This window comes from Paenibacillus sp. FSL H7-0442 (assembly GCF_038593105.1).
Classification (GTDB): domain Bacteria; phylum Bacillota; class Bacilli; order Paenibacillales; family Paenibacillaceae; genus Paenibacillus; species Paenibacillus polymyxa_D.
In genome coordinates, this window is the sequence record NZ_CP151963.1 from 539,420 (window position 1) to 564,398 (window position 24,979).

Annotated in this window: 25 protein-coding genes, 1 tRNA gene and 2 pseudogenes; 18 read left to right on the forward strand and 10 right to left on the reverse strand. The window is 41.3% G+C overall.

Translation table 11 applies throughout. The features are described from left to right. The first annotated feature begins 185 nt into the window (after window positions 1-185). Both MHH57_RS02370 and MHH57_RS02375 read left to right on the forward strand, forming a co-directional pair. Window positions 186-533, forward strand: a complete 348-nt coding sequence (locus MHH57_RS02370) for an MTH1187 family thiamine-binding protein (protein WP_013308518.1) — start codon at window positions 186-188, stop codon at window positions 531-533. 73 nt (window positions 534-606) lie between these two features. Further along, window positions 607-678 (forward strand) — tRNA-Thr (locus MHH57_RS02375). A 93-nt stretch (window positions 679-771) separates the two neighbouring features. Here the strand turns inward: MHH57_RS02375 and MHH57_RS02380 are convergent. Continuing rightward, window positions 772-960, reverse strand: a pseudogene (locus MHH57_RS02380) (integrase); the annotation flags it as partial. A gap of 225 nt (window positions 961-1,185) precedes the next feature. Beyond that, window positions 1,186-2,181, reverse strand: a complete 996-nt coding sequence (locus MHH57_RS02385; RefSeq protein WP_342434787.1) for a YiiG family protein — start codon at window positions 2,179-2,181, stop codon at window positions 1,186-1,188. 919 nt (window positions 2,182-3,100) lie between these two features. Here MHH57_RS02385 and MHH57_RS02390 point away from each other — a divergent pair. Further along, window positions 3,101-4,522, forward strand: coding sequence for a transcriptional regulator (locus MHH57_RS02390; protein ID WP_340953987.1), 1,422 nt, complete (start codon window positions 3,101-3,103; stop codon window positions 4,520-4,522). Between the two features lie 182 nt (window positions 4,523-4,704). Here MHH57_RS02390 and MHH57_RS02395 read toward each other — a convergent pair whose 3' ends face one another. Continuing rightward, window positions 4,705-5,223 (reverse strand): DUF3231 family protein, encoded by a 519-nt coding sequence (locus MHH57_RS02395; RefSeq protein WP_029516021.1) that lies wholly within the window; start codon window positions 5,221-5,223, stop codon window positions 4,705-4,707. Between the two features lie 154 nt (window positions 5,224-5,377). On the opposite strand from MHH57_RS02395, the gene MHH57_RS02400 reads away from it, so the two are divergent. From MHH57_RS02400 to MHH57_RS02415, 4 genes and pseudogenes are all read left to right on the forward strand, one after another. Next, window positions 5,378-5,626, forward strand: a complete 249-nt coding sequence (locus MHH57_RS02400) for a WGxxGxxG family protein (protein WP_029516020.1) — start codon at window positions 5,378-5,380, stop codon at window positions 5,624-5,626. 542 nt (window positions 5,627-6,168) lie between these two features. Next, window positions 6,169-6,252, forward strand: a pseudogene (locus tag MHH57_RS02405) (glycosyltransferase); the annotation flags it as partial. Window positions 6,253-6,475: 223 nt separating this feature from the next. Continuing rightward, entirely contained in the window at window positions 6,476-7,357 is an 882-nt protein-coding gene (locus MHH57_RS02410) for a glycosyltransferase family 2 protein (protein ID WP_342434788.1), read from the forward strand. Between the two features lie 147 nt (window positions 7,358-7,504). Beyond that, on the forward strand, window positions 7,505-7,612 hold the full coding sequence (locus MHH57_RS02415; protein ID WP_023986758.1) for a hypothetical protein: 108 nt from the start codon (window positions 7,505-7,507) through the stop codon (window positions 7,610-7,612). Between the two features lie 220 nt (window positions 7,613-7,832). On the opposite strand, the gene MHH57_RS02420 is transcribed toward MHH57_RS02415, so the two are convergent. Then, entirely contained in the window at window positions 7,833-8,474 is a 642-nt protein-coding gene (locus MHH57_RS02420) for a hypothetical protein (RefSeq protein ID WP_069010792.1), read from the reverse strand. 421 nt (window positions 8,475-8,895) lie between these two features. Here MHH57_RS02420 and MHH57_RS02425 point away from each other — a divergent pair, with 421 nt between their 5' ends. Beyond that, on the forward strand, window positions 8,896-9,951 hold the full coding sequence (locus MHH57_RS02425; RefSeq protein ID WP_342434789.1) for an acyltransferase family protein: 1,056 nt from the start codon (window positions 8,896-8,898) through the stop codon (window positions 9,949-9,951). A 129-nt stretch (window positions 9,952-10,080) separates the two neighbouring features. Here the strand turns inward: MHH57_RS02425 and MHH57_RS02430 are convergent, their stop codons facing one another. Next, entirely contained in the window at window positions 10,081-11,115 is a 1,035-nt protein-coding gene (locus MHH57_RS02430; RefSeq protein ID WP_342434790.1) for an SPRY domain-containing protein, read from the reverse strand. Window positions 11,116-11,341: 226 nt separating this feature from the next. Between MHH57_RS02430 and MHH57_RS02435 the strand changes: the two genes are divergently transcribed. Continuing rightward, window positions 11,342-12,157, forward strand: coding sequence for a DUF2935 domain-containing protein (locus MHH57_RS02435; RefSeq protein ID WP_039270320.1), 816 nt, complete (start codon window positions 11,342-11,344; stop codon window positions 12,155-12,157). Window positions 12,158-12,291: 134 nt separating this feature from the next. On the opposite strand, the gene MHH57_RS02440 is transcribed toward MHH57_RS02435, so the two are convergent. From MHH57_RS02440 to MHH57_RS02450, 3 genes are all read right to left on the reverse strand, one after another. Further along, window positions 12,292-13,191, reverse strand: a complete 900-nt coding sequence (locus tag MHH57_RS02440) for an alpha/beta fold hydrolase (protein WP_342434791.1) — start codon at window positions 13,189-13,191, stop codon at window positions 12,292-12,294. A 147-nt stretch (window positions 13,192-13,338) separates the two neighbouring features. Continuing rightward, the gene (locus MHH57_RS02445; protein ID WP_039270324.1) at window positions 13,339-13,704 is read right to left on the reverse strand and encodes a cupin domain-containing protein; all 366 of its coding nucleotides are present in this window, start codon (window positions 13,702-13,704) and stop codon (window positions 13,339-13,341) included. A gap of 109 nt (window positions 13,705-13,813) precedes the next feature. Then, window positions 13,814-14,356: a GNAT family protein gene (locus tag MHH57_RS02450; RefSeq protein ID WP_080658582.1), complete on the reverse strand. Its 543-nt coding sequence runs from the start codon at window positions 14,354-14,356 to the stop codon at window positions 13,814-13,816. Window positions 14,357-14,532: 176 nt separating this feature from the next. Here MHH57_RS02450 and MHH57_RS02455 point away from each other — a divergent pair, with 176 nt between their 5' ends. Then, on the forward strand, window positions 14,533-15,387 hold the full coding sequence (locus MHH57_RS02455; RefSeq protein ID WP_029516010.1) for an aminoglycoside 6-adenylyltransferase: 855 nt from the start codon (window positions 14,533-14,535) through the stop codon (window positions 15,385-15,387). Then, a complete protein-coding gene (locus MHH57_RS02460; protein ID WP_029516009.1) occupies window positions 15,371-15,964 on the forward strand; it encodes a dienelactone hydrolase family protein in 594 nt (197 codons plus the stop codon). The genes MHH57_RS02455 and MHH57_RS02460 overlap by 17 nt, the downstream gene beginning before the upstream one ends. A gap of 322 nt (window positions 15,965-16,286) precedes the next feature. Here the strand turns inward: MHH57_RS02460 and MHH57_RS02465 are convergent, their stop codons facing one another. Then, the gene (locus tag MHH57_RS02465; protein ID WP_029516008.1) at window positions 16,287-16,976 is read right to left on the reverse strand and encodes a winged helix-turn-helix domain-containing protein; all 690 of its coding nucleotides are present in this window, start codon (window positions 16,974-16,976) and stop codon (window positions 16,287-16,289) included. A 98-nt stretch (window positions 16,977-17,074) separates the two neighbouring features. Here MHH57_RS02465 and MHH57_RS02470 point away from each other — a divergent pair, with 98 nt between their 5' ends. The 3 genes from MHH57_RS02470 (at window position 17,075) to MHH57_RS02480 (ending at window position 21,014) form a co-directional block, all read left to right on the forward strand. Next, complete coding sequence (locus MHH57_RS02470; RefSeq protein WP_165148038.1) at window positions 17,075-17,713, forward strand: flavin reductase family protein; 639 nt, start codon at window positions 17,075-17,077, stop codon at window positions 17,711-17,713. A 153-nt stretch (window positions 17,714-17,866) separates the two neighbouring features. Beyond that, window positions 17,867-19,159, forward strand: a complete 1,293-nt coding sequence (locus MHH57_RS02475) for a homocysteine synthase (protein WP_165148041.1) — start codon at window positions 17,867-17,869, stop codon at window positions 19,157-19,159. A gap of 190 nt (window positions 19,160-19,349) precedes the next feature. Further along, complete coding sequence (locus MHH57_RS02480) at window positions 19,350-21,014, forward strand: CoA-disulfide reductase (protein ID WP_029516004.1); 1,665 nt, start codon at window positions 19,350-19,352, stop codon at window positions 21,012-21,014. Here the strand turns inward: MHH57_RS02480 and MHH57_RS02485 are convergent. Then, the gene (locus tag MHH57_RS02485; protein ID WP_029516003.1) at window positions 20,999-21,367 is read right to left on the reverse strand and encodes a VOC family protein; all 369 of its coding nucleotides are present in this window, start codon (window positions 21,365-21,367) and stop codon (window positions 20,999-21,001) included. The genes MHH57_RS02480 and MHH57_RS02485 overlap by 16 nt on opposite strands. 164 nt (window positions 21,368-21,531) lie before the next feature. Between MHH57_RS02485 and MHH57_RS02490 the strand changes: the two genes are divergently transcribed. From MHH57_RS02490 to MHH57_RS02505, 4 genes are all read left to right on the forward strand, one after another. After that, window positions 21,532-21,837 (forward strand): hypothetical protein, encoded by a 306-nt coding sequence (locus MHH57_RS02490; RefSeq protein ID WP_238794843.1) that lies wholly within the window; start codon window positions 21,532-21,534, stop codon window positions 21,835-21,837. A 340-nt stretch (window positions 21,838-22,177) separates the two neighbouring features. Beyond that, a complete protein-coding gene (locus MHH57_RS02495; protein WP_342434792.1) occupies window positions 22,178-22,300 on the forward strand; it encodes a hypothetical protein in 123 nt (40 codons plus the stop codon). 98 nt (window positions 22,301-22,398) lie between these two features. Continuing rightward, window positions 22,399-22,707 (forward strand): hypothetical protein, encoded by a 309-nt coding sequence (locus tag MHH57_RS02500; RefSeq protein WP_029516002.1) that lies wholly within the window; start codon window positions 22,399-22,401, stop codon window positions 22,705-22,707. Between the two features lie 729 nt (window positions 22,708-23,436). Continuing rightward, complete coding sequence (locus MHH57_RS02505; protein WP_342425589.1) at window positions 23,437-24,939, forward strand: HD domain-containing phosphohydrolase; 1,503 nt, start codon at window positions 23,437-23,439, stop codon at window positions 24,937-24,939. Window positions 24,940-24,979 lie beyond the last annotated feature (40 nt).

Sequence of the window (24,979 nt, forward strand, 5' to 3'; positions counted from 1 at the left end):
GAAGTCGCGGGCTGTATTTGAATTGAGACAGTTTGAACGGTACAATGAATGATAAAGATGTTTCCTACAGAAACAAGCAGCATACATATGAACTTTTTTTGTGAAATAAGGCTGCTCGCTCTATCGGACTGAAATTTTAGATTTTTAAAGAAGCGACGATTTTAATTTTAGGGAGGAACCTGGCGATGGCTATTGCAGAAGTGACAGTGATCCCGATTGGAACGGGGAGTACAAGCCTGAGCGACTACGTTGCTCAGATGCAAAAAGTGTTGAAGACGCAAAAAGGAATTACCTATGAGCTTACCTCCATGAGTACGATTATTGAAGGTTCGTTGGACGATGTATTCACCGCCATTGCTGCGCTGCACGAAGCACCATTCCTGTCAGGAGCGAAGCGTGTTTCCACCTCGGTCAAAATTGATGATCGCCGTGACAAACCTTCCTCCAGTCACCAAAAGCTCCGTTCCGTCGCAGAGAAACTATCTGGCACCGCGACAGGAAATGTTACCGAACTAAATCCAAATCCTAGTTGAAAAAGTTGATGTAAGTGATTGATTTTTATGTAACTAAGAGTATAATAGTTTTTGTTGTCAGTTACACTGACCTGCTGGTGTAGCTCAGGGGTAGAGCAACGCACTCGTAATGCGTAGGCCGGGGGTTCAATTCCCTTCACCAGCATAGCTATAAACTCAAGCACAGCGCGGCTTCCAAGCTTTTTGGAGGTCGCGCTTTTTTGTTGGAGCGAGCATTTTTCTAACATTCTTCTAACCTTTAGTCTAGTAAAGTGGGTTCTTTAATACTTATGCTGTCTCCTGTAATTGAATCGCCAATGTTTTTTAACACTGCTTCTTGGAGATTCGGAAGAACATGTGAATAGGTATCCAGAGTTACATTGATAGACGAATGTCCAAGTCGCTCTTGAACGATCTTCGGATGAATACCAGCTTTGAGAAGTAAGGTTGGTTATTTTTACACTTTCAGGATTATGCGGTTTCAGAAATTAAAGCAGCATTTAAATCTTATTGTTAATGTGCCGGATAAGCTTTTAACCACCATCATAGCATTCACCCTCAAGTTACCATTGGAGGATTTTAAAGCAAAAGCTCTGCTAACCTTATGGTTGGCAGAGCTTGTTCGTTACCGGAACTCCGTATTTGTTTTCGCAGCCCCTATCGTTAGATACGCTTAATTTATTTCATTATATCGTTCGACTGCCTTGCTTAGCTTATAATTGAAATTCTCAGATGTGCCATCCGTAGTGTTCAGGAACTGGCCGTTCAGGTCAGAATCAGATACAGGTTCCTTCTTATTGATGCGTTCAATAATTTTCGAAGCAGCCGCTTTTGCCTCAGTGGCTGAATCAACATAGTTCCTGATACTGAAGCTGTTAATCCCTTCTTTTTGAACTCGATTCTTATCTTTTGAGATTGTCATGAGCGCACTTAGATCTGCGGTCATAATGTCGTATTTGGCTTTAAACTTCGTCATATCAAGCTGCAGCACATTGTCGGCGGTGATACCCTGCTCATCCATTTCAATGGCCGTAGCCTCGGCATCTATCATGAACTTCAAGGCATCATACCTGATCTGCTGGTCTGAATCTTTGAGTTTTTGCAGTTCAGCCAGACGCTGCTCGTTACCCAATTTTTGCATAGCCGTGAAGTATTGTTTGGAGACAGTCTCGTAAGCGAGATTGGCACTTACCAGCTTGGTATGCAGCTGTTTTCCTTTTGCGAAGTCATCATCCACGTAGCCTTTTGTATCATAGTAGGCTTTCATCTCGTCCAGGACGGACAACAGATCATTGATGACCGGTGTCAGTTTGATCACTACGGGATCTGCGTTCGCAAAAGCAGGTTGGCTTGCGGTATAGCCGTTCGCTTTATCAATAACTTCCCGCTCAGTTTCAGCAACGTCAAGCATGATGAAGCTGAAGTTCTTTTCGATTACAGGCTGTGTATCCACTCCGAACTTCTCGAAATAATGAACCAGAACCTCATTGATTCTGCCTGTCATCAAGTTATTCAGCCTCACATACGTATTGTATTTTTCGATTTCTTTGCTCTCGCCGGACGTAACGCCTGCAGTCGCTTGATTCACGGTGGATGTAATGGCAGAACAAGCGGACAACATTGCACCCAACATGATAATGGAAATAAAGAATAATGATAGCTTTCTCAAAATAGTGATTCCTCCGACTGAGTAATTTAACGTGCTCTTCTTTTGTAAGATGTCTGAATAGGAGAGAACAACTGACCTTTTCCGGGCGATTAAATTCCCTCTTCGCCGCATACCAATGTTAATTGTAAAACAATCTATTCAATTTTAAATTTATTTGGTGAATAGGTCTTGAGACTTGAGTAGCATAATTTTATAAATTTCTTTGTTGTTGACGATTGCTCTGCCAACTTCCTAAATGCTTATATTCCTCTGGTCTCAGTGGTGGTTTCCCCATTGGAAATATTCCTGAAATATGATGTCCCTTATTTCTTTACTAACCATAATCGTACTCCTCTCCTTCACATAAAAGATGATACCTTTGTTTACCTAGACGAACTCATTTTAGTACAATTTTGCTACATATTGGAATATCCTACCCGTTAGCTTAACGTCGCCGTTCAGACTAGTCTGCAACTTTTCAGTAGGCTGCTGTAATATGCCAGCTATGAAGGATCTGGAGATAAAGACAGGGAGGCGGATAATTCTACACTACAGGATATCGTCCTCTGGAGGACTGGAATCGCAATCAGAAGATATCATGCACGCAGGAGACGGAGAAGGGTACTTTAGAGAGCATTAGGCATCAATGCGTATGCCGGGGGTTCAATTCCCTTCACCAGCATTCTATGAAACTCAAGCACAGCGCGACTTCCAAGCTTTTTGGAGGTCGCGCTTTTTTGTGACTTTGGACAATCTTCTACGCTGAGGTCTTTTTAGTAGGATTATTATGCTAAATATAATTAGTTTTTTTGCTTTGTTTCATGCTAAAGGCCGAATTCTTACATTAGTTGCATAGTATATTGACAGATGGTCAATTTTGGTGAAAAATGAAGTTAGTTTTTAAAAAATATGGAATATTTAAGCGGAAGGTGGCTATGGCATGAAGCATACACCTACGATACGAACAGAATTAGACAAATACTTAAAACAAGAGAGCATGAGTCTAACGCAATTCGGGCATATAGCAGGCATGAATAGGGGAATAGTAAGCGCTATTGTGACGGGGAATAAGTCTATGTCTGTTAACCAGCTTGACCTAATTACTGAAGCTATGGGTTTACCGGAGGGCTACTTTTACGATTTATTCATAGAAAACTACATCATCGACACCCCACCGAATATGAGGCGAATCGAGCCGTTTTTGTTTCGCTGTGCGGAGTTGGACAAGTTAGGCGCGATCCGTCAAGTGGTGGGAACCATCATGGACAATCTACTCTATTCACCCAAACTATTTGAGATTGCAGAAATGTTATTAGCGCAGGGACGAAATGATGCTGCATTGCTGCTCTATGAGGGCGTAGCTGAAGCCGAGAAGTACCAACATTCTGAACGTTTAGCCATCTGTCAATATCGCATATTCACGATTCAGATTGGAGATGATCAAAGCCGAAATATCAAGGCAGCTATACTGTTTGAGCCTTATGTCGAGCGACTAGATGAATTAGATCAGCTTGACGCATTGAAGGATTTGGCTAACGTATATAGGTCTTTACGTAAATGGGACAAGGTTGATGAACTAGCCCGAAAAATGAGAGATAAAGCGGAAATCCAATATACTTTGAAACATGAACAGAAGAGTCGAGAGCGTAATGAATCTACTAAGAAGCTAACTCGTCCCTTGTTTGTATACATTTCTTATGCCGATTTATTGTGTGCGAGTGTCTGTGAAGCTCAAGGCAACTATCAACAAGCTCTAGAATATACATACACCTACGCTAATCTAGATTGGGTTAAAGAGACTGACGACGATACTCAACACTGGATTAGCTTGTTCAAAAGTTGGGCAGAAGGTAATACTTACGTATATAAACTGTTGTCAGGAGATATAAGTGTGCTTCAAGATTATGTTGAATATATTGCAGCAACATCCGCCACTAACGAGAATGAGAAAATCTCAAAACTGTTGAATGTTATAATTTCAGCAAACCAATATAGTATAGATGTAGAAGGTATACTTCAGCAATTTGAAGCCGAAATAAATGCTTTTGCACAACAGCAACTATCATCAGATGATATGTATACCCAACAAGTGATACCGGCTTATATCGCGTGGTTTGGTTACGAGTTATCTTATTATTATTTACATCGAGGTTCTTACATTGATGGTTTTAAACATTTGATGTATTCATTAGTAAGTTATCATACACTAAATAATGAGACTTGTTTTATAAACTGTTTGGGTTTGTTTTTACATTTTCGGGATTATGCGACTCCTGAAACCAAAGCAGCATTTTTAAATTTTATGGAAAAGGTGTGGATGACCAATGTTGAAAAAAATGGTACTGCTAATCATCGCGGCTAGCTTTTTGTTTATTGTTACTGTGCCGGATCAAGCCCTTAACCACCACAATAGTATTCAGCCTTACGTTACCATCGGAGGTGCTTAACGTAACAAAACCAATCCCCGCTAACCTTAACTGGTCGGCGGGGATTTTTGTTGAACAATCTAAGGGGAACAGTGTGTTGAGGAATCGTACTGGAAATTTAGGCTTTAACTGGTTCAGGTCTTTTTAATTGAAGAGGGGGAGGTATTAGCCAACCCTTTTCTTTATTCATTTTTAAAATACGAACTCCCAAAGCAGTTTTAGTTAGATGATATTTCGCAAATAAAGCCCCGATGTCTTCTCTAATGGATTGACCCATAGCTTGGCTGCAAGATGTCAATCCTACAGAGGTATCTAATGCGATTTTAGCTGCGATTTCGGGATCAGTAAACCTTGCACCAACCGGGATATCCTCAAGTTTCACAGGGGGTCTTTCAGGCAAAATAGGAGCTGGGGCAATCCCATTATCAGTAAGCATTGCGTCGCATTCTTGGATTTCCAGTTTAGCTTGATCAATAAGATCATCCAGTATTTTTTTGAGCTCTTTGTCTCCTGCGTGGTTTAAACATGCTTGGTAAAATGAAACGCTGCCTTTCGCTAACGCTGAAAACTGCCACACACTATAAACTTCTCCGTAATGCATGGGCTCGTCTTTTGGATTCCCGCTTAGGATACCCATTATAAAAACCACTCCTTTTTTAATTTTAATGATGTACAAATTTATGATTCCCAGTAGTGAAGATTTAATGTGTGTATAAGAAATAAGTTCAATTGGCATGCTAAATACATTAAAAAATTGATTGCAAACACAAATTTAAGGGAGTGGTTTAGGTATGTTGAAAAAAATGAAGATAATGGCTGTTGTTGCATTAATGATTTCAAGCTTTGGAGCGGCAGTAGCATTTGCTGAAAACAGTCAAAACAATATGGGCACAAACGACAATGGTAGAACACAAATGCTAACTACTACTAATAATAATGATAACGATAATAATAATAATTGGGGGTGGCTTGGTCTGTTGGGGTTAATTGGATTGGCAGGTTTAAAACGTCGCGAGCCTGAAAACCACAGTAAAAGATAATCGTAAACAACAACTCAAAAACAACTAAACAATCCCCGCTAACCATACTTGGTCAGCGGGGATTGTTTACTTTTAGATTCAACACACCGATCACCGAATAGCTATTAAGATTAACTAATCTTATTTTTCCGTGATCAATGTGAATTTAGAGTAAATGAAAGGACTCTGCTAATATATTGCCATAAGAGTCTTTATTTGATTACTCACTTACTTAAAGCGTCAGGGTATCTTTACTGTTTTATGGAGTAGTGGGTAATGCAGTTTCCTTCTCTTCATTATTTTTTTGAAGATCAATTACTAAGTATAGTACAAAAACAGGTATGGCAATCGAAGCTCCTTTTAATATATCCTCTATTGATTGTGATCTAACTGTAATAAATATTAGATACGACAAAGCAAGCGTGCCAAAAGTAATAAAGGAAGTGACGACATTTTTAAAATTTAAGAATTCTAATAACCATCGTACCAGTACTTTGAAAGGATATAATATAAGAATTAGTGCAAACAAGCCCATGAATACTTCTATCATATATTCCATTCCAACCGACAAAAACGAGATCCATATGATTCATTTAGCGGACATTCTGACAGAAGGCATTGTCAAACAGTTTCCTGAAAAATTTTAAGTGAGCGCTATAGACGCTGCAAAGCAGATTAGCTTTCTATAAATACCCCAAAGGGTGGCTATGGAAAGCTTTTTTTACCGAGAAGCCGCCTCAAAATATATTTCAATACATATACTTGGAGCATGAACATTCGAAGAAATAGTTTTCGAGAAAAATAGGGAAGTTGGCTTTTATGCAAAATAATATTTTCTAATTTTAAAATGTAGAATGGAGGGAACTTCTTGTGCCACGAGCTTCAGTTATACTTCCAGTTTATAACACTGTGTCCTTTGTTTGGGAAGCAATCCACAGTATATTAGCTCAAACCTATTCCGATTTTGAATTGATTATTATTGATGATGGCTCAACAGATGGATCCGCTTTTGTTATTTCACAAATAACAGATCCTAGAGTGGTTAAAATATTCCATAGTACCAATCAAGGTTTGGTTGCTACTTTAAACGAGGGATTCAATAGGGCAACTGGTGAATATATCGTTCGTATGGATAGCGATGATATTTCTACGCCAGATCGATTGGATGTGCAAATATCATTCATGGATCAAAATCCCTTAATTGATGTATGTGGTGCTGCTTTTACTACTTCTAGTGGAGGGGCACTTAAGGTGAATCCGGCTAGTCATGAAGAAATTAGAACATGGTTGTTATTTCATTGCTGTATCTGCCATCCTGCTACAATATTACGCAATAGCATGATACATCGGCTAAACATTCAATATGATAGTAGTTATCCTCATGCCGAAGACTACGAACTGTGGAACCGATTAGCCTGTCAGGTACAAATAGCAAACCTCCCCATAAGCTTATTATATTATCGTCAACATAAAGGACAAGTGTCCATTCAGCACAGAGCCATACAAGACGACACCGCTCGGAGAATTCGTCAAAGACAGTTTAGCCAGTTGGGCTTGGAATTATCAGATGAAGAGAATCAGATGATGCTGAATATTCTTGAGTTTAAAATTAATCCCTATGATTATAATTGCTACACTAAAGCTGTGGGATTTGCAAATTGGGTGTTAGATCAAAACCGTAAGTATCAGATTTACAATCAGGAACTATTAAGCATGGCTTTTTCGCGGTGTATATCTCATCTTCCATATTAACAAAGATATCAGCACGCGATCGGAAAGTATCCTAATATTCCGCTGGCATGCGTAAATGGAGTGTTTTTTATGTTTACCTGAATGCCCGGTCATAAAACATATTTACACATATATTAAGATGAAGACAAATAAAGGAGGGCTAAAGCTATGAGCGGATGTGCAGGTGCAGCTGTTTGCGGTGTGTGGACTTCTACAGCGGCTATTTTGGTGCTCTATATCCTCTTGGTTATCATCCTTAAATCATGTTGGGTTTAATTTTGCGAAAAGAATTGTATGATAATGACCCATCAATCAAGTTGAACGACCTTCTTTCATTCTGTCCGAAATTAGATTAGATAAAAAGCTCTGCTAACCTTATGGGTCGGCAGAGCTTTTTGCATTTGAACAATTTCCTAATCACTTTATTTAGCCGGATAGAGTCTCTATCGTTGTGTATTTAGTTGAATACTCGCTTAAGGGCTTGCATGATTAAAATTTATTGATTTTCTTTCGTGAGAAAAGAAGCTGCTAACAGTGTAGTATTCGTATAGCCACCTGAAATATTTTCATATGAAAAATTAGCGATAGGAACTCCAATAACTGTAGCAACGTCTCCTTCAAAAATTTCCCCACTTGCTCCCGGATAAACTGCCATTACTGTATTATCATTTTCATCACTAATATAAACGATAGCCGTTGTTCCTATAGGAATGTTATCTTCTTCTATATCTATTACATCGCCGCTTATTTTTACAAATTTGTTTAAGTATAAGTTCAAATTTTTATTTAAGTGTTTTGTTGTTACGGATTTGTCTACTAGATTAATGACTTTGCTTTTATCTGTGGAAGGAAATAAGTCACTGTTTTTAGCAATGAAGTCATAAGACGTTTGTTCCATAGAAGCTTGATCTTCTGTTAACATGGGGGTTCCATCTTTCATGAATTCAGCAAATAAATATTGTTTATCTGTGACCTGATTTGTAGAAGCTTGCTGAGCAGTATTTTCATTGCTTGCTGTTTGTTCAGTAGCAAAGGATGTACTTGAAGACCCAGACCTTGTCGTTGCTTCTTTGAAATTGCTTCCACAAGCTGTTAGAGCTACAGAAAGTAGAGCAATGAATAGAGCTTTTTTTAACATGACGAATTCTCCTGTGAGTGTCCTCATCGGTTGAGGTAGTTGCTCATTTTATCTTGTTACCTTTATTATCGAATATTAATGTTGAATACATAATACTTTTAAGTTTTAACAAAAAGGATATAAACAGTGGCTCAATCTATTTAAAGGCATTTTTTTTAGTATAGGATATCGGACGCACTTTATTGCTAAAAATTGTATAAATGACTCATTCTATCAAATTAGGCAATGTCACAAAGCCGGGGGTTATCCCCTTCACCAATAACTTACAAACTCAGGCATAGCGTGGTCTATAGGCTTTTGGATCCGCATTTTTTTGTATAAAAATGGAGGGTGTAATGGTGTTTAAAAAAAAAATATTTTATATTTTTTTGTTTGTGCTAATATATCTCTATTCAATTACAACTAGAAAAGAGGATATTGTGTGCACCATGACAAGGAATTAAAGCTTGCAGAAACAAATATTGCAAAAGGTATTGCTGTAATACTACTTTTGATCCATCACCTCTTCGCTTTTCCTGATAGATTAAAGTATGACTATGTTTCATTATTTAGTTTATTTCATGAAAGAGGGGAATTTTATGTAGGACATTTTGGTCAAATAGCAATATCTATTTTTTTGTTTCTAAGTGGTTATGGATTATATAAGAGCAATATTCAAAATCCACACCATTTAATGCAGAAAAGCTTTACAAGATTAAGTAAAATAATGATAAATTACTGGGTTGTCTTTTTGCTTTTTATTCCAGTAGGTCTATACTTCTTTGGAAATTCTGATAGATTTCAAAATAATTCAGTAATGGATTTTTTGCGGAATTTTATAGCCCTATCCAGTTCATATAATGGTGAGTGGTGGTTTTTATATGATTATATTTTGTTGCTATTAATTTTTCCGGTCACCTTCCAAGCCTTTCAACGTAATGCATGGGTAACTTTACTCATTTCCGGCCTTGTTTTTTATAATTCATATTCACAAGGAAATTATTACAGTATTATGTATTGGCAGTTGCCGTTTATGATAGGGTTGTTCTTTGCTAAATATAAATTGTATTCATGGATGAATAAGATTTATAACTCCATTATATTTAACAACATACTGTTTGATATTATAATAATTGTAGTGCTATTTCATTTTCGTACCACGAGTCAATTATTTGAGAAGACAACGATTGATATGATCATAGCTCCTGTACTTATCCTCGTTAGTATTCATTTAATGAATAAATTAAAACTAGCCAGACCTTTCGCTTACTTAGGTAAAAATTCAATGAATATTTGGTTAACCCACACCTTTTTTTGTTATTACTATTTTCAAAGTATTGTTTTCTTCCCCAAGGTATCTATCTTGATCTTGTTGTGGCTAACGTTGTTAACGGTACTTACATCAATTGTAGTTAACAGCATCATTAGTCTCATTAATAACAAAGTGTACACTAAAAATATTGATCTAAGTACAAACAAAGTTGGGGGCCAAATGTAGGTGTGCAAAGCTTTGGTCTAGGAAAATTGTATCATCCAGTATAGCAATGTAGGCGTGATTTCGAGATTAGGGTAATGGTGAAAAAAGGACTTCATTGGCATGTTAGCCGTATGAAGTCCTTCATCATGTTTATTTCGTTGAATATTCGCTTACTTCAAATGTGAGAATTTTATTGAAGATTACGTAGTCTTTGCGATTACTGAATGGACCTTTGTTGTTATTATGTTTGTCAATGGCAAAGAAAGAAGCACCTCTACCAGCATCTTTAGCGTCATACCATGCGATGAAGGCATTGAGTTCTTTTTTACTCAAATCGAATTCTTTATCAAATCCATTGTCCATCGTTACAGTCAGAATGGCGCGGTCACCAGTTGGTTGGGAGGCCCCATCTGTATCCGACGGATCGGGCTTAGTGGACGGATCCGGTGTAGTAGACGGATCGGGCTTAGTGGATGGATCCGGTGTAGTAGACGGATCGGGCTTAGTGGATGGATCCGGTGTAGTAGACGGATCGGGCTTAGTGGATGGATCCGGTGTTGTAGACGGGTCAGGCTTTGTAGATGGATCAGGCGTTGTAGATGTACCCGAATCTTGATAAGGTAAAAAACCTTCAGGAATAGGATATTTAAACTCACTAGCTCCGAAATTAGCCTCAAAAGCTATTTTCTGACCAGTTCCACTTAAAACCACAGGGAAAATCTGTGACCCCTCTAGTTCAGATGGTTTAATGGAATTAGCTCCGCGTGAAACCCCATTAGCGTACCAAACTATTTTATCGTTATCTAAGTCCAATGCAATGCCGATAACGTAATCAACTCCAAAACCATAATTGTAGGCTAGCTTTACTGGTGATTTGATGTTATTCCAAATTTCACCACTAGCCCCATAATATGCTTGATATTGTTTGTCCGATTCACCTGTTATTCCTACGAATGAAGCAACATTGTTGACCTTCACTTCCCAATACCATTTCCCATTTGTTTTCCCCACTGTCGCTCTGTCGCTTGTTGAAATCCCATCAAGAGTAGTTACTACAGACCCGTTTTTCCAAGTCACATTTGTAGTCTCAGCTTTTGTAACGGTAGGGAACAATGAGAACACCGAAGCTCCAATGAGAAGGGCTAACACTATTGTTCCTAGTTTTTTGAATATAATATTGTTCATGACTTCCTCCTAAATATATGTAATAACAAGTGAATTATAGAACTAGATTGGGAGAAATGTCCAAACATTAAATGATATAAATTCAAATATGAGTATTATTATGGAATTTAATTTGTTAACTTCAGAATTAGACTAATATGAGGCGTGGGATTCGATAATCATAATAACCTGGCATATCCCATATGACTAAGTAAGTGCTTTTTGCTCACATAGAGGAGGGATATGATTGGATGCATTCGTAGCGCGCTCATTAGATGAAATACGATTTTGGTCGAGGATTATGAAGGAGCATTCCTTTTTTCTGGGGTTAGGTTTTAGAGCGGAAGATACTCAACTTAAAACAGAAGCCAATCAGTTTTACGCTATTTTCGAGGATATCGAGAAAAGGTCGCATGAATTTAATAACAAGACAGATCCTTATACAATCAAAGAGTTTAATACGGAAGTTCAGAATGCGGCGACGAATATTTGGGCATTTAAGAGGATGGTACTGGGCCTTATATTACAATGCAAGCTTCCTGGACAAACCAATTTTCCTTTACTGGTAGATCACGTAAGTCGGGAAGCAAATTATTTCAGAAACCGTTTAGGAGAACTGAATTCAGGAACACTTGAACCCTTACCTGATGCTATTATTGACGAAAATGTATTTTTCTTAAAAATCATGGCCGATCACGCAAAATTTATAGGCCATTTACTTGATCCATCCGAACGTAAACTGGTTGAACAAGCTAGGGAGTTTAGTAATGATTTTGATATGCTAATGTTTCAAGCGATTGACCTAAGTCATATGCGACCACAGTCACAAACCGTTCCACTCCTGAGTCAATTTGTTGATGAGAACCGTGTCTCTGTGAAGTCCTTGCGTGATTTTAAGAAAACAGCGCGTGATTTAATCGACGAGTGCCGAATAAAAAGCATTATCCATCCTTTATTAGCCGATCATGTATTTCGTGAAGCTGAGAGGTTCCTTTTTATTCTCGATATGTTTGATCAATCCTTATCAGGTGTTAAGGTGAATAAGAGAGAAATCATGCACTGAGAGAGCCCAGCCAAAAGAACACAGTTTCTGTAAAATATCCAGTGGAAATAAAGCTTTAGACTGAACAAAAAATCAAACAGCGGCGGACCAAGACTTGAAAGATAAAGTCTTAGACAGCCGCTGTTGTCATCCAACTAACGTGTATGAGCATATAGAAAATCCAATATGTCAGCATTAAGTCCCCTATGGAAATGTTCGCGATCAAAGCCGGGAGGGTCTTGCGATGGGAGAAAGGCTGGAGTCCTCATCGATTTCGGGAAGGGACTCAGAAAGGAGAAATGTCCGGCGTTTTTTACTGTTTTGTATTGTACCTTCTTAGGGTCCAGCACGCCATCCAATATTATACGCGCGTGTAAAGAAGGAGTGTACTGATCCTTCTCTGCATCCATCATTAAGATAGGTAGATTAACCGTACGCAAGCTATCTTCAGCTCGAAACCAGACCGACGCTGGCGCTAGTAAAACGAGGCATTTTACTCGGTAATCTGGTGTAACCTCTATAAGCTGGGGCTTTCCGTCCGAGGTCTCGTGAGGAAAAGAAGTCGGCACGCCACCTGCCGCTGCTAATACCGTATAACCACCCATGGAATGTCCAATGAGCGACACAGCATTCTGTATCAAATTGTCCTTGAAAAGCATACTATCGAAAAACCAATCGGTGGCCATATTAAGATGTCTAGGTCTATAGATAAGATTCTGGGCAGTCCCTTCCAGACTATTATCATTTCGATTGTTAAATGGATGCTCTGGAATGCCGACAATAAAACCATTACGTGCTAAATACTGCGCCAAAATCCGATACACAAACGGTGTACTGCCAGTACCGTGAGAGATGATAACCAAAGGGAACCTTCCTTCCGATGGCCCTGCCTCTCTCGCCAACTCTAACTGGTATGGACCCAATCGCTCTATTTGTTCGGGTTCGTTCGTTGGATACATTACCATCATGGGAAATGTAATGCCTAGAGAGGAATCCTTTATTTCTACTTCTCGCCATCCTGCATAACTATTCTTAAATTCTGCGTTTCTTATCATCCACTATACTCTTCCTTTCTCGAAATTTTTGTTTAACTATCCCCCCTGCCCGTTGCTTAATGCAATAATAGACAGCTACGGAGTGCATACGCCCCATCTCCGATCAGCTTCAATTTTTCTTGTTCACTTCTAATTATTGCTATATATTCAAATCCAAGTATCATTGGCTGCCGTTAATTCTGACTCTGCTCCTCCAGTATTTACCACTCCCCTCGGCTCTACTAGCATGATATGGCACTCCTCATGGGCGAAAGGTTTATGTTCGACCCCCTTAGGTACAATAAACATCTCTCCCTGAGAAACTTGTACCCGTCCATCTCTAAAATCAATGAACATCTCACCTTCAAGTACAATAAAGACCTCGTCGGTATCCTGATGATCATGCCATACAAAATCCCCAACTATTTTCACCAATTTAAATTGATAGTCATTCATTTCACCAATAACTTTCGGAGACCAATGATCACTAAACTTAGATAACTTTTCATTCAGTTTGATGGATTGATACTTCATAATAACCTCCTTGGAATTTCCCGAAATTCAATTACAATAATAAGAATATTGAAATTTGGTACTTTTATCTACCACCTACAATGGTTAAATGATTGTTCACTCTGAAAAACTAGATATCCTCAGATGGATTTATAATCGCCAAAACCTGGTGATCCTCCCATTTTCCGTTGATCTTTACGTTGCTTCGAGAGATGCCTTCTTTGTGAAAGCCAGCCTTCTCAAGCACACGTATGGATCCTGGATTCTGGGGAGAGGCTTCCCCGAAGATCCGGTGAAACTTTAGCTCATCGAAGGCATAGTGAACCACTTGCTTCACCGCCTCCGTCGTATAACCCTTTCCGTTATATGCTTGGTCTAGACTGTATCCGATCATACAGCTCTGAAGCGGTCCTCTCACCACAAAAGATAGGCTTATGCTGCCTATAATCCGGTCGTCCTCCTTGTGGCATACCACGAAGGAATATTTCCGGTCTTCCATCATGTCGGCCTTGCTTTTAATAATCGTCTGGAGCTGGTGCTCCTCCGTATAGTACTTCTCTTGGTTGTTTGGCGAAAACTTCTCAAAGAATTCTCGATTGCGCTTGTACATTGCTGCCAACTCTGCGGCGTCCGTCTCCTCAGAGAACCGGATGTATACTCGCTGCTCCGACATCTGCACCATCCTTCCAAACTGTAATATTGAAAGAATTATATCACAGGATGAAGATTGGGAAATTGATTTGATGAATGGTGTATATCAGGCAGCATTCCTTTGAATGTTAACTAAAAATATATACCGTAATTATTGGATTGGATATAATGTTTTCTAAAAAAGGAGGATATATTGTAATGAATAATGCTTACGAAGTGCTTGAGGAGCGTATATCCGAATGGGGAATCTCTAATGAGGAAATTATTGCGGTTTATATCGTTGGGTCCCGGGCAAGAGAGGACAAGCCTTTTGATGAGTTTTCTGACTTGGATGTAGTCGTCTTTTCAACGAATCCAGATTACTATCTTCAAAATGATCAATGGTTACTAAACATCGGCAAAGTTTGGACCAGCTTTATGTTTCGAACGGCAAAAGGGGATCCGGAAAAACTCGTTCTCTTTGACCAAGGGGCTGAGGTTGATTTTCTATTCCGTCATATTTCTGATCTGGATCATATAATCAAAAATGGACGTATTCCTGAAGGATTTCAGCGGGGGGTCAGGATGCTGCTCGATAAGACGGGGAATGGAAATCAAATCATTTCTCAAACCACAACGATCCCGGATACTCCTCTAATATCTGAAGGTGCTTATCTACAGGTTGTTAACATGTATTGCTTCGCCTCTCTATATGTGGCTAAACAAATTTTGCGTAATGATCTGTGGGTAGCTAAGCAAAGAGATATGGACTGTAAACAATTATTGCTGCAAATGATAGAGTGGCATGCAAAAGCTGTACATGGATCGGAATATGATACTTGGCATGCAGGGAAATTCATGAATGAATGGGCTGATCAAGATGTTGTTACTGATTTGAAGAAATCTTTTGGGAAATACGATCCCAATCATAGTTGGGAAGCATTGGTCGTATCCTTAAAGTTGTTCAAACGATTATCCTCGGAAGTGGCAGCTAAGTATAAATACGCGTATCCGGATGAATTATTTTCCCATATTCAAAACTGGTTAGGGGGACAATATGATAAGCATAGATAAAAAGTCGAGCACCCTAATTGTTGTACTGCATGAGATTTATGGGATTAACAAGCATATACAAAATTTTTGTAGCCTATTATCAGATCAGGGTTATGATGTCATTTGTCCAAATTTACTAGGCAAAGAAACGCCTTATGACTATTCGCAAGAGGAAAGTGCCTATACCAATTTTATAGAAAATATAGGATTTGAACGCTCTTTCTATCATATCGAAAGTTTATTATTAAGTATTCGAGCTCGCTATAAAAAGGTATTTATCGTCGGCTTTAGCATAGGGGCAACGGTTGCCTGGCTGTGTAGTAAAGAAAAGTATGTTGATGGAATTGTAGGATACTATGGCTCTCGTATTAGGAATTATTTAGAAATAACTCCACATTGTCCAACACTGCTTTTTTTCCCACAGGAAGAACCATCATTTAATGTGGATGAGCTCATTTCAATTTTAGATAACCGTAATATCCGGGTACATAAATTCAGCGGACAGCACGGATTCAGTGATCCGTACTCTCCCCGATATAACGTACATTCGGCTCAGCAATCATTTAACGAAACGGTAGAGTTCTTCAAGAGAGGTTGATCAATGAACAGCTTCATCCAGCCCACACCTGTTTCATTACTCTGGGGAAACGCACAGTCTTGATATGCGGATTAGTCATATGTATACACATCATTGACTATGAAAAGGAGACGTATGTGGCTGTGGCTACCTTTTTTTCATAATACCATTCAACCTTCTCCGGCAGATGGGGCAAAAGCGGCGGATCAGAGCGGGAAAGCTTCTTAATTTATCCTGCTTACTACGACAGGAGTTAACTTTCAGGACTCCGCCATTGCTATTGCCCAATTCAAACAGTCTGCTTGATTTGAGGTAATGCGAAAAATAAAAGGACTCTGATGATCTAGTCGACCTCTATCGAAAATATCTCTTTAAAACCTCTTTTACCCTCGGCTGTAATACGTATCGCTCGGGTTGTAGGCAGACGCTCGATCCAATGTAATTCGAATAATCTGTCCAGAATAGCACTTCCTAAAGCACCGGCAAGGTGATGGCGTCGTTCACTCCAATCCAGGCATTTATGTGAGAAAGAGCGGCGCTTTTGTCTTGTTTTTGTAAGGTCAATCTGAAAGTCAGTGAAGAAAGTCTCTCCTTGGTCCGTAATATGAAGCCCGTCCTGATCCTCGGAAAGAATCCCCTTTTGCATGAAAAAATTCATGAGCTGTACGCCTAATTGACCCGCAACATGATCGTAGCAAGTTCTTGCCAACCGTATGGCCTCGTTTTCGGAGGCTTGTTTGAATGACTTGATTGGAACAGGTGGAGCTATGGATAAAAATGACTCCATCACCCGGGCAACTTCGGGGTCTTGAATGCCATAGTAACGGTGACGCCCTTGTTTTTCCACAGTAACGACGTGTGCCTCGGTCATTTTAGCCAGATGGAAGCTGGCCGTTTGCGGTTTGATGCCTGCCATATGGGCCAATTCACTTGCCGTGTGGAATCTGCCGTCTAATAAAGCGGTGAGTATAGCTGCACGAGAAGGCTCGCTAACAAGAGAAGCAATCATAGCTACATTTGACTTGGTACTCATGGCACGGTTATCCCCCTTTGTAATCCATACTTCGATGAAGGTTGAAATATTTATATTTTACAATAGGGAGGTAGATCTGAATAGAAGGAGAAGAGATAATGAACCCAACAAATCAGATGAATGAGATGAATCATACCCCAAACGTTAAAACGATTAACCCTAGCATTTTATATTACGGAACCCCTGTGATTTTACTCAATACGGTGAATGAGGATGGAACGACCAATATTAGCCCGATTTCCTCCTCGTGGGCATTAGGAGATTGTGTGGTACTAGGCATTGGAACAGGTGGCAAAGCATTAGAAAATATGGAGCGGCATCCCGAATGTGTAATCAATGTTCCGGGACCTTCCATGTGGGAAAATGTAGAACGTTTGGCTCCTTATACAGGTAAGAATCCTGTTCCAGCGGAAAAAAAGGAACATGGATTTATGTACCATAAAGATAAGTATGAGATCAGCGGACTCACTTCGATTGAGTCGAATAGGGTCAAGCCTGCCCGAATTAGGGAGTGCCCTATTCAAATTGAAGCCAAGGTGAGGGATGTAAGAATTCCTGACCATTCTCCTTATTTTGCTATCGTCGAAACTCAAGCCATACAGGTGCATGTTCATCAGGATATCATCCTCGGCGAGAACCATATTGATCCGACAAAGTGGAGTCCGCTCATCTATAATTTCCGCCATTATTTTGGTCTGGGTGAGCATTTGGGCAAAACCTTTCGATCCGAAACCTGATGCTTTAAATAAAATGATAATATCCTACCTGAATAATGAGAATTATCTTCCCAAATCGTTCTTTTTGTGCGAGAATAATTGAAAAATCATCCATGACTACGCATACAGGAAGAGACGATTCATACAGCACGTATAACAAGGGAGGAAATAATCATGTCAGAAGAACGCAAGCTGTCATTCGAAACTCTCGCTGTCCATGCCGGACAAGAGATTGATCCTACTACCTTTTCCCGCGCCGTTCCGTTGTACCAAACCACTTCATATGGATTTCGGGATGCCGAGCATGCGGCTGATTTGTTCTCGCTGAAAGAATTCGGCAACATTTATACGCGTCTGATGAATCCGACCACGGATGTGTTCGAGCAACGGATTGCCGCACTGGAAGGCGGGGCTGGCGCGTTGGCCACAGCTTCGGGAATGGCGGCGATTTCCTTCTCCATTCTGAACATTGCGGGAGCTGGAGATGAAATTGTATCAGCCTCCAGCCTGTATGGCGGTACATATAATCTGTTTTCTACCACACTGCCCAAATTGGGTATTAAGGTGCATTTTGTCGATTCGGATGATCCAGAGAATTTCCGCCATGCCATTACGGATAAAACGAAGGCCATCTTTGCCGAAACGATTGGCAATCCACAGGGCAATGTGCTGGATGTGGAAGCAGTAGCGGCGATTGCGCACGAATATGGTATTCCGCTGATTGTGGATAACACGTTCCCAAGTCCTTACTTATTGCGTCCTATTGAATACGGAGCGGACATTGTCGTGCATTCGGCAACGAAGTTTATTGGCGGACACGGTACGTCTATTGGTGGGGTGATCGTGGACAGCGGCAAGTTTGACTGGAAAGCGAATGGTCGTTTCCCGGGGCTGACTGAGCCGGACCCGAGCTACCACGGAGTTGTTTACACCGAGGCGGTGGGACCTATCGCATATATTATCAAGGCACGGGTGCAATTGCTACGGGACTTGGGAGCTGCCATTTCTCCGTTCAATTCATGGCTGCTGCTTCAAGGCTTGGAGACACTTCATCTGCGGCTGGAAAGACATAGTCAAAATGCCTTGAAGGTAGCGCAATATCTCGAAGGCCACAAGGATGTGGAGTGGGTAAGCTACACCGGGTTGCCGAGCCACCCGTCCTACGCATTAGCTCAAAAGTATTTGCCGAAAGGACAAGGAGCAATCCTGACCTTTGGTATTAAAGGTGGAAGCCAGGCGGGAAGCAAGCTAATTGCGAATGTAAAGCTATTTTCTCATTTGGCGAATGTAGGTGATTCCAAGTCTTTGATTATTCATCCGGCAAGCACAACGCACCAGCAGTTGAATGAGGAAGAACAGGTTGCTGCCGGAGTCAAACCGGAGCTGTTACGCCTATCTGTCGGGACAGAAGCAATAGACGATATATTGTATGATCTGGAGCAGGCGATCGCGGCCAGCCAGCAGTAGTAGCAGTAGACTCTTCTTAGACTAAGTGTGACAGAGCATTCGTGTAGCATCGCAAGTGATTTTTCGACCCAGATCGGTATTCGTTCAGGGTTGATCAGGCGGGGGGCAACCTCCGTCTTTTTTTGCGTGTTGACAACATACCCCCATAGGTATATATTATACCCCATAGGGTATATAAGGAGGGGAAGAAGTGGGTAGAAAAATAGTTATTATTGGCGGGGTAGCAGGTGGAGCTTCTGCTGCTGCGAGATTGCGTAGATGGAATGAGGAAGACGAGATTACTCTGTTTGAACGCGGAGAGCATGTTTCTTTTGCGAACTGTGGCCTTCCCTACTATATTGGCGGGGTAATCCCTGCGCGAGAGAAGCTGTTTCTCCAAACACCTCAAGGGATAAGAGACCGTTTTAATATAGATGTGCGGGTACTGAAAGAAGTGATACAAATAGACCGGGAGCAGAAGCTCGTCCATTTCCGCGATATGGTTACAGGGGAAACAGATGAGCAGCCATATGATATTGTGGTATTGTCGCCGGGAGCCAAACCGATGATACCGGACATTCCCGGATTACATGAAGCTATGAATCTATTTACATTAAGAAATATTCATGATACGGACGTTATTAAGGCATATGTAGATGAAAGACATCCAAAGCATGTCACGGTGATCGGGGCCGGATTTATTGGGCTGGAGATGGCCGAGAATTTGCGAGAGCGTGGACTTGCAGTAACTATTATTGATATGGGACAACAATTATTGAATCCGCTGGACCCTGAAATGGCTAAATTGGTAGAACAGCATATGAGACTGAACGGGGTGGAGGTGCGTTTAGAGGAAGGAGTCACGGCTTTTGAAGAGCAGGGTGCACAACTTCGTTTGACCTCCGGGGGTGTGCTTCAGACGGACATGGTTATTCTGGCGATCGGTGTTGTTCCTGAAAATGAGTTGGCCAAGCAAAGCGGATTGGAACTTGGTTTTCGCGGCGCCATCCAGGTTAACGCCCAACTGCAAACCAGCGATCCGGCCATTTATGCGGTGGGGGATGCCATCCAGGTCAAGGACCGCAATCATGGGTTTGCAACGATGGTATCGCTAGCTTGGGGAGCCAATCGTCAGGGGCGCTTGGCAGCGGATCATATTAACGGTCAGACAATTTCTTATGATGGGGCGCTCGGAACATCCGTCATTAAGACCTTTGCATTGACTTCAGCATCTACAGGTAATAATGAAAAAACATTACAGCGGCTGGGTGTTCCTTATCAGGCTGTTCATATTCATCCCGGTTCGCATGCTGGTTATTATCCTGGCGCATCACCCATCGCTATGAAGCTGCTCTTTAATCCCGAGAATGGGATGATCTATGGGGCGCAGGCTGTTGGAGCTGATGGAGCAGACAAAAGAATTGATGTCATTGCGACGGCTATTCGTGGTCATTTGAACGTCCGAGAACTGGCTGATATTGAACTTGCTTACGCACCTCCCTATTCTTCAGCAAAAGACCCTGTGAATATGGCTGGCTACGTGGCTTCGAATATCATGGATGGGCTGGTCCAAACGATACAGTGGCATGAAGTTGATGATTTTCACCGAAAGGGTGGTCTTATTATTGATGTTAGGGATGCAGTGGAGCTACAGGCAGGAGCCATTCCAGGTTCGATTCATATTCCTCTGGCCGAGATTAGAGAGCGGATGGCGGAAATCCCTAGTGATCTGGAGATCGCGGTATCCTGCCAAGTTGGTCTGCGAGGCTATATTGCGGCCCGAATTTTGATCCAATACGGTTATCGGGTGAGGAACGTTGATGGTGGCTATAAGACGTATTCGGTTATGGCTGAACGTGATCATCTCTTAAAATAGTTCATCACCCATCCAATCTGGTTGAGGTGATCTGTTACTTCGCCGTGCAGCGCACCAAAGAAAGTATCTTGTAGCTCCACGGTAACGGTACCCTTTTCTGCTAGTGCGTGGTAAGCCTGCTTAAGCTCGTCCTCACTTTCACAGTCGAGAATGATTTGTACATGCTGTGCTTTCAGCGGCTTACCGTAGGAATCCGAAAAATGGATATGACTGCTACCCAGGTGAAGTTCAGCGTGCAAGAGTCTGCCTTCCTGCTTGTTTAGCACTTTGATTTTTCCGCCTAAAACCGATTGGTAATAGTCAATTGACTGCTGCACGTCGTTTACAATGACAAAAGGGCTTGCACTTCTCATGGAATCATTTCCTTTCCTGTCTTTAATGTAGGATTGCTACTGTACATTATTTACGTTATTCGCAGAGTTTACCCCTTTTCTGATCAAATTATGGCTTGGTTCACTGTGTGACGTCTGTTACAATAGAAGAGGCATATACGAATGGATAGAAAAGAGGTTGAACAGTGGGCACTTCAGTGATTTGGGAAGCAGTTATATATTGGGTAATCTTGGTTATTTCCGCTCTGTGCGTGATCGCAGTATCTGGTAGTCGGAAGACGGCAAGCACGATTATTTTGGCGCCCGTTGTTTTATTCTGTACCATATTTATGATGCAGGGCTCGGTGTTTACTGCCATGCAGCACCCGACGATGGGGTCTAATGTGGGTTTGGGTATGGCATTTCTGACAACATGGGTAGTCAGCGGAATATTGTTTGCTGTAGCGCTTGTAATTGCTTTTATTAAATATAGCAAGAAGAACAAGGCGTAATTTAGCCCTAACCTCATATGAATAAAGGCTTTCGGTGATGTGCCGAAAGCCCTTTTTGTATTCCTTTTTAACCATGCAGGATGTCGCCGCTTATCTGCGTCTTCTCATAAGCAACACAACGATCAGCACGACGATGATCACGATCAATAGGAATTTCATATTCGATAACCTCCTTGGTCTGTCTCATATTTGGTATTAACCATTTTTAGTTAGTATGCACCGATGGATCTCAAGCAAGTATCTATTGTCGAGTTCTTGGGGAAATTTAGAATGTGGGATCAAAAAGAGGTTTACAGGCTTAGCTGGAAAGTGTATACATAAAGTAAGGGAGGCGATTGCCATGAGTGATCGTGCATTTCATTTGTTCTATATTATTTTCTTAACGGTTCTGGCACTTGGAAGTGTTGGTGGAGTCGCTTGGTGGCTGCGCTCTGTCGGTCGTCAAGAGAAGGAAAAAGGCTGAATTCAACATGGGAATACAAGCCCAGTGCATCTTCCAGTAGGAGGGTGCATTTTTATGTGTTATAATGGGAACATATGTTCTTTTTAGGAGGGAAGACGATGTTGCCAGATTTGGAACGAAAGCTGCTACGTATTTTGTATAATTATTTCGCCCAGCATCGCCACATGCCTACAATGGCGGAATTGACCGTAAAAACGGGCAAGCGAGACGCTGAAATTACAGTCGCCTTGCGACATATGGAACAGGAGCGCTACATCACTTGGGAAAACAATTCGGGTACCCAACATGTTGTTTTACTGGAAGGATGGGAGCGTCCCTCGACCCAAAGGCGCACTCAAGCCGAAACAAGACGTTCCACTACGCAAACGATGCCGACCGATGGTACAGAATATTGGACGAATTATTAAAAGGTATATAAAACTGGAGAATTAATGAGTTTTTAAGGTGCATATCATTTAGTTTTAAGAAAGCGAGACTATAATGACCCTATTAACCCCTTTTTGATCAAGCTATAGGCCCTGTCGATGTATCGACGGGGTCATTTTTTTGTTCATGATACGGTTTCCGTAAAATGAAAAATCCCCCGGGGATCATCCGGAGGATGGGTGCAGTTTGCATGTACTGCACAGCTTGCCCAAACTTCATCGTTTGATGGCATAATATATATTCAACCCCTGCTACCTTGCAATATATGGTCAGCATGTTCATAAGGGGCAGTGTGATTCCACTGTTCATTTTCCAAACGACAAAAGCCCTACCTCTCTTTCGTCCTTGCGGCTCCGATGACCGCGCCAGTGTGAATGTGAAAATCTTCGGCAAAAGCTCAAAATTCTACATTAGGGTTATACATAAAATTTGGAGAAGCTCCATACGGTGATTAGGAGTAATAGCTTGTTGCGTGGAATCTTATGGGGTTAATACATACTTTAATAGTATAGCAGGAATATATCTAAAACACAAGGTGTGTTTGGTTTCTTAATTAAGAATAGTATGATTTCCCATCTATAAATTGCAGACTAAAAGTCGTCTTCGTATTGTAAAATGCTCAAGCAAGAAGGTAAACTTTTGATGGTTGGACTCCGATATTGAATACACAAGATATTTTAGAGTGTACGGATGAAAAGAGGGGTAGCAATTTGCCGACCTATAAGCGCTTTATTCAGCATGTTATCCTGAACTATATTATAGGTTCGTTTATCGCTGTATTGTTGGTAGGTATGATTTTTGTATTTTCCACCTTAAATGTAGCCCACCATGAAATTTGGGGTCTTGTTAAAATTATTGCATTTTCCAGTGTTATTATGATTGCTTGTGAAACCATAGTGTTTCGAGTCCATTTGAGACCGGTTCATCGTTTTTTTCTAGGTAACCAGGAAACACTCAAGGATGTAGAAGCGGTGTATATCCGGGTTCATCATCTGCCTAATTTGTCAGTTTTACGTATTGTAGGACCGCATTTGTTAGGCTTCTCTATCCCGGCAACCGTCATTGCGTTATGGATGATACATACTGGACAACTTACTTTTCCCTTTTATTATGTAGGAATCGCCTGTATAGGAGCTTGTCTGGTCGCTTCCATGCACGCACTGGTTGAATTTTTCCTGACCATGAGAGCAATCAAACCACTGCTGGAGGAAATTCGGGATCGAACCTACCAGCAATATGGATTGAGCCTGTCCCTGCGAGGACGAGTCCTGCTATCGCTTCGGCATAAATTTCAGTTAAGTGCGACGCTCATTGGTGCTTTTCCTTTATTTTTATTTTGTTTAGCTACACAGATTCGCTTGGAACGTTTGGAGGCGGCGAATTCTAGTTCCTATTGGGCATGGGCGGGTGCGATTTTAATCTTTGGTGTAGCCTTTGCTTATCTGGGAGGCAGGTTGCTGACCCGTGAGATCGAACAGCCGATCCACCACCTGCTGGAAAAAATGAATGAAGTGAAGGAAGGCCGCCTGAACAGTAATGCCAGCGATTTGTATTCGGACGAATTTGCGGAGCTGGTCGAAGGATTTAACATGATGATTGAGGGCCTAAAGGAACGGGAAGAAAAGAACGGTCAGCTATTGGACAGTTACTTCGCCACCTTGGCGGCAGCACTGGATGCACGAGATGCCTATACCGCAGGACATTCTTTGCGTGTAGCTGAATACTCTGTACTCATTGGGCGCAAGGGAGGTTTGAATGAGGCGGACCTCGATTTGCTGCGCAAAACAGCCTTGCTGCATGATATCGGTAAAATCGGCGTGGCTGACGCTGTGCTACTCAAGGACGGCAAGCTGACGGACGAGGAGTTTGATCAGATTAAAATGCACCCGGTTATGGGGGAGAGCATTCTCCGGCAAGTTGAACCGGCTTATGCTATGGCCCCTTATTTGCCTGGCGTGCGCTCGCACCATGAACGTTATGATGGCAAAGGATATCCTGACCAGCTCGCTGGGGAAGATATCCCCTTATTTGGACGAATCATTGCTGTAGCGGATGCTTATGATGCAATGACGTCTAATCGCCCCTATCGGCAAGGTATGAAGGAAGAGAAGGCGGTTATGATATTGGAGGAGGGAAAGGGAACCCAATGGGACCCTTATTTTGCCGAATTATTTGTCAAGGAGTGGCGCCGGAACAAAGGCATCACAAGCTGATTCTATAGGTATCAGCACATTAGAGCGAGCCATTGAGGTT

Coding starts and splice junctions, on each gene's coding strand:
- MHH57_RS02370 (WP_013308518.1), top strand. CDS start 186: ATGGCTATTGCAGAAGTGACAGTGATCCCGATTGGAACGGGGAGTACA.
- MHH57_RS02390 (WP_340953987.1), top strand. CDS start 3,101: ATGAAGCATACACCTACGATACGAACAGAATTAGACAAATACTTAAAA.
- MHH57_RS02395 (WP_029516021.1), bottom strand. CDS start 5,223: ATGGGTATCCTAAGCGGGAATCCAAAAGACGAGCCCATGCATTACGGA.
- MHH57_RS02400 (WP_029516020.1), top strand. CDS start 5,378: ATGTTGAAAAAAATGAAGATAATGGCTGTTGTTGCATTAATGATTTCA.
- MHH57_RS02415 (WP_023986758.1), top strand. CDS start 7,505: ATGAGCGGATGTGCAGGTGCAGCTGTTTGCGGTGTGTGGACTTCTACA.
- MHH57_RS02420 (WP_069010792.1), bottom strand. CDS start 8,474: ATGTTAAAAAAAGCTCTATTCATTGCTCTACTTTCTGTAGCTCTAACA.
- MHH57_RS02430 (WP_342434790.1), bottom strand. CDS start 11,115: ATGAACAATATTATATTCAAAAAACTAGGAACAATAGTGTTAGCCCTT.
- MHH57_RS02440 (WP_342434791.1), bottom strand. CDS start 13,191: ATGATAAGAAACGCAGAATTTAAGAATAGTTATGCAGGATGGCGAGAA.
- MHH57_RS02445 (WP_039270324.1), bottom strand. CDS start 13,704: ATGAAGTATCAATCCATCAAACTGAATGAAAAGTTATCTAAGTTTAGT.
- MHH57_RS02450 (WP_080658582.1), bottom strand. CDS start 14,356: ATGTCGGAGCAGCGAGTATACATCCGGTTCTCTGAGGAGACGGACGCC.
- MHH57_RS02455 (WP_029516010.1), top strand. CDS start 14,533: ATGAATAATGCTTACGAAGTGCTTGAGGAGCGTATATCCGAATGGGGA.
- MHH57_RS02460 (WP_029516009.1), top strand. CDS start 15,371: ATGATAAGCATAGATAAAAAGTCGAGCACCCTAATTGTTGTACTGCAT.
- MHH57_RS02465 (WP_029516008.1), bottom strand. CDS start 16,976: ATGAGTACCAAGTCAAATGTAGCTATGATTGCTTCTCTTGTTAGCGAG.
- MHH57_RS02470 (WP_165148038.1), top strand. CDS start 17,075: ATGAACCCAACAAATCAGATGAATGAGATGAATCATACCCCAAACGTT.
- MHH57_RS02475 (WP_165148041.1), top strand. CDS start 17,867: ATGTCAGAAGAACGCAAGCTGTCATTCGAAACTCTCGCTGTCCATGCC.
- MHH57_RS02485 (WP_029516003.1), bottom strand. CDS start 21,367: ATGAGAAGTGCAAGCCCTTTTGTCATTGTAAACGACGTGCAGCAGTCA.
- MHH57_RS02495 (WP_342434792.1), top strand. CDS start 22,178: ATGAGTGATCGTGCATTTCATTTGTTCTATATTATTTTCTTAACGGTT.
- MHH57_RS02500 (WP_029516002.1), top strand. CDS start 22,399: ATGTTGCCAGATTTGGAACGAAAGCTGCTACGTATTTTGTATAATTAT.